We start from the raw sequence: 3,400 nt of genomic DNA, 5'->3' as shown, positions 1-3,400 counted from the left end.
GTACATTTCAGTCTCTCTCGTGGTGGTGTGTCATCAGCAGCTGGTGCTGTTGACACCCTTCGTGTCGCTCGCGAAGAAGTTCTTGGTGGTCGAGCTCGTGCCCTGGATGCAGAAGCCGCTGGTGCCGACGAGTGACCACTGCAGGCGGGTCGTGTTCGCACCGAAGGTGGCACCGGCGTCCGACCAGGTCGAGGCGCTGGAGCCGGCCGGAACGGTGGGCGTCGGGAACGTCGAGGTGGTGATGTTGAAGACCGAGGGCATGGTCCCGTTGGCGGCCGTCTGCAGCGACACGATGGCCGTCTTCAGGTTCGTCACGTCGTTCTGCACGGACGAGTCCTTCGCGTTGTTCTGCACGTTGAGGTACACCGGGATCGCGATCGCGGCGAGGATGCCGATGATGATCACGACCACCAGGAGCTCGATCAGGGTGAAGCCCTTCTCGTTCTCCTCGAGCAGGTTCTGGCGGCGAGCGTTCAGCTTGCCCATGAGGCGGAAGTACATAGGGGTTTCCGATCCGTGCGAAAAGGTCTGGTGGATTTGTCCGGCGTTTGCTCGCCGCCGGGCATCAGCGTATTCGCGCAACTTTCCCGCCAGAATCCCGAAAACGGGGGGTCTTCGGGCAGTGAAATGCCCCCAGAAGCGGGGGCATCGCACGGATGGTGCACCCCGTTCTGGGGCTGACGGTCAATGCACCAGGTTCGTGATCTGGAAGATCGGAAGGTACAGCGCGACGATCATCCCGCCGACGACGACGCCCAGGAAGGCGATGAGCAGCGGTTCGATGAGCGAGGTCAGTGCCTCGGTCGTCGACTCGACCTCGTTGTCGTAGAACTCCGCGATCTTCTCGAGCATCAATTCCATCGAGCCCGCATCTTCACCGACGGCGACCATTTGCGAGACCATCTGCGGGAATACCGTTTCATTTCCGAGCGGTTCCGCGATCGACGTGCCTTTTCGCACAGATTCCCGAACGCGTTCGAGTGCTTTCTGCACAACGAAGTTGTTCGACACTTCACCGACGATCTGCAATGCCTGGAGGATAGGAACTCCAGCGCCGATCATGTCCGAGAAGTTCCGCGCGAAACGGGCGATGACGATCTTCTTGTTCAGCGAGCCGAAGATCGGGAGTCGCATGCGCAACGGGTCCAGGAAGCCACGGACACGGTCGGTGTTCTTGTTCGCCCGGTACCAAAGCCAGCCGAGGATGCCGGCGACGGCGAGGATCGGTCCCACCCACACCAGCGCGTGCGACGCGTAGACCAGCATCATCGTCGGCAGTGGCAGCTGTCCACCCAGGCCGGCGAACATCTTCTGGAAGATGGGGACGATGAACACGAGCATGACCACGACGGCGACGAGCGACATCACGAGGACGACCGTCGGGTAGGTCATCGCCGACCGGATGGTGGTCCGGAGCTTGTGCTCCTTCTCGAAGTTCGTGGCGATGGAGTCCATCGCCCTGTCGAGGAAGCCGCCGGTCTCCCCCGCCCGGATCATGTTGATCATGATCGGGGGGAAGTCGGACGGGAACTTGGCGACGGCTTCGGAGAACGAGACACCGCGCTCGACGTCGTCTCGGATCTTCCCGAGGAGCTCGGCGAGGTGCTTGGAGTCGGTCTGGTCGGCGAGGATCGACAGGGCGCGCAACAACGAGAGCCCCGACGCGAGCATGGTCGATGCCTGACGCGACATGATCGCCAGGTCCTTGAGCCCGACGTGCTTCTCGAACCCCGGGATCTTGATCTCGGTCTGCAACCCCGTGCCGGGCTTCGCCTCGGTGATCGCGATCGGCGAGACCCCCATGCCCCGCAGGCGCTGGACGACCGCACCCTCCGACGCGGCGTCGAGCCGACCCTTCACCAGCTTCCCGGCGCCGTCGCGCCCCCGGTAGTCGTAGGCGAGCGACATCAGTGGCCTCCTGAGTACTTGTCGCCGAAGTCGATCTCGGACGCGGCGATCGCGGCGGCCGAGGAGTCGGACGGGGACTCGACGCGCTGCACGAGCCGGTCGAAGCCCTCGAGGTCGTGCACCTTCTCCATCGCGGCAGCCCGCGTCACGGTGCCGACGTTCACGAGCTCGGCGAGGTCCTGGTCCATCGTGTGCATGCCCATGTCACGCCCGGCCTGCATGGCGGAGGTGATCTGGTAGGTCTTGCCCTCGCGCACGAGGTTCCCGATGGCCGGGGTGGTCTTCATGATCTCGGTGGCGACGACCCGACCAGCGCCGTTGGCCTTCGGGACGAGCGTCTGGCAGACGACCCCCTCGAGCGTCGAGGCGAGCTGCGTCCGGATCTGCCCCTGCTGGTGCGGCGGGAAGACGTCGATGACGCGGTCGATCGTGCCGGGGGCACTCTGCGTGTGCAGGGTGGCGAACACGAGGTGCCCGGTCTCGGCTGCGGTGAGCGCGACGGAGATCGTCTCGAGGTCGCGGAGCTCGCCGATGAGGATGACGTCCGGGTCCTGACGGAGCACGTGCTTCAGCGCGGCGGCGAACGAGTGCGTGTCCGCCCCGACCTCGCGCTGGTTGATGATCGCCTTCTTGTGGTCGTGCATGAACTCGATCGGGTCCTCGACCGTGACGATGTGGTCCGCCCGGGTCTCGTTGACGAGGTCGATGAGGGCGGCGAGCGTGGTCGACTTGCCGGAGCCGGTCGGCCCGGTCACGAGCACGAGGCCTCGTGGCAACTTGGCGAACTCCCCCACGTGCTGCGGGATGCCGAGTTCCTTGAGGGTCTTGATCTTCGTGGGGATGATGCGGAAGGCAGCGCCCCAGTTCCCACGCTGCTGGTAGTAGTTCACGCGGAACCGGTACTCGGGCGACAGCGAGTACGCGAAGTCGAGTTCCTGCTCGTGGTCGAACTGCCCGGCCTGCTCGACGGAGAGGAGCGTCTTGAGGGCGGCGATCACCTTGTTCCGTGCCCACGGACCGCCCGGCACCGCCGGTCGCAGGGACCCGTCGACGCGGACGGTCGGGGCTGCGTCGGCGGTGAGGTGCAGGTCGGACGCGCCCTGGTAGACCACCTGCGCGAGCGCGGTGATGAGGTCGGGGTCGGCGACCTCGCGCGCGTGGCGGGTGAAGTTGATCTCGTCGTGGCCGGCCGGCGCTGGCACGCGGGTGGTCGCGGCAGGGGCGACCGTCGGGAGGATCGTGGTCGATTCCGCAGGCACGACCGGCAGGCGCTGGGTCACGGCGTCGGCGTACCCGTAGGACGCGGTCGACGCCGGAACGGCTGCGGACGGCGTCGCGGGACGGGCCTGCGGCTGCGCGACCGGCACGGCGACGGGATCGCCGGACGGCGCTGGCCAGGACCCGGTCGCGGCGGACCCGGACGGCGCGGCGCCACCGGTGACGGTCGCAGCCGGAGCCGGCCACGCGGTGTCACCGGACAGGTCGTAGACCG

3 protein-coding genes are annotated in these 3,400 nt (G+C 66.4%); all 3 read right to left on the bottom strand.

Features of this window, described 5'->3' with window-relative positions:
• Window positions 1–33: 33 nt before the first annotated feature.
• On the bottom strand, window positions 34–501 hold the full coding sequence (locus Q7F20_RS18160) for a type II secretion system protein (RefSeq protein WP_305740992.1): 468 nt from the start codon (window positions 499–501) through the stop codon (window positions 34–36).
• A gap of 183 nt (window positions 502–684) precedes the next feature.
• The gene (locus Q7F20_RS18155) at window positions 685–1,908 is read right to left on the bottom strand and encodes a type II secretion system F family protein (protein WP_305741457.1); all 1,224 of its coding nucleotides are present in this window, start codon (window positions 1,906–1,908) and stop codon (window positions 685–687) included.
• A partial coding sequence (locus Q7F20_RS18150; protein ID WP_370871730.1) for a PilT/PilU family type 4a pilus ATPase occupies window positions 1,908–3,400 on the bottom strand: 1,493 nt, incomplete at its 5' end. The genes Q7F20_RS18150 and Q7F20_RS18155, both read right to left, overlap by 1 nt.

The organism is Curtobacterium sp. A7_M15 (genome assembly GCF_030705415.1).
In the GTDB taxonomy this organism is placed as follows: Bacteria; Actinomycetota; Actinomycetes; order Actinomycetales; family Microbacteriaceae; genus Curtobacterium.
The sequence above is the reverse complement of the archived record's forward strand: the minus strand, read 5'-3'. Positions and strand labels throughout refer to the sequence as shown.

Coding starts and splice junctions, on each gene's coding strand:
- Q7F20_RS18155 (WP_305741457.1), bottom strand. CDS start 1,908: ATGTCGCTCGCCTACGACTACCGGGGGCGCGACGGCGCCGGGAAGCTG.
- Q7F20_RS18160 (WP_305740992.1), bottom strand. CDS start 501: ATGTACTTCCGCCTCATGGGCAAGCTGAACGCTCGCCGCCAGAACCTG.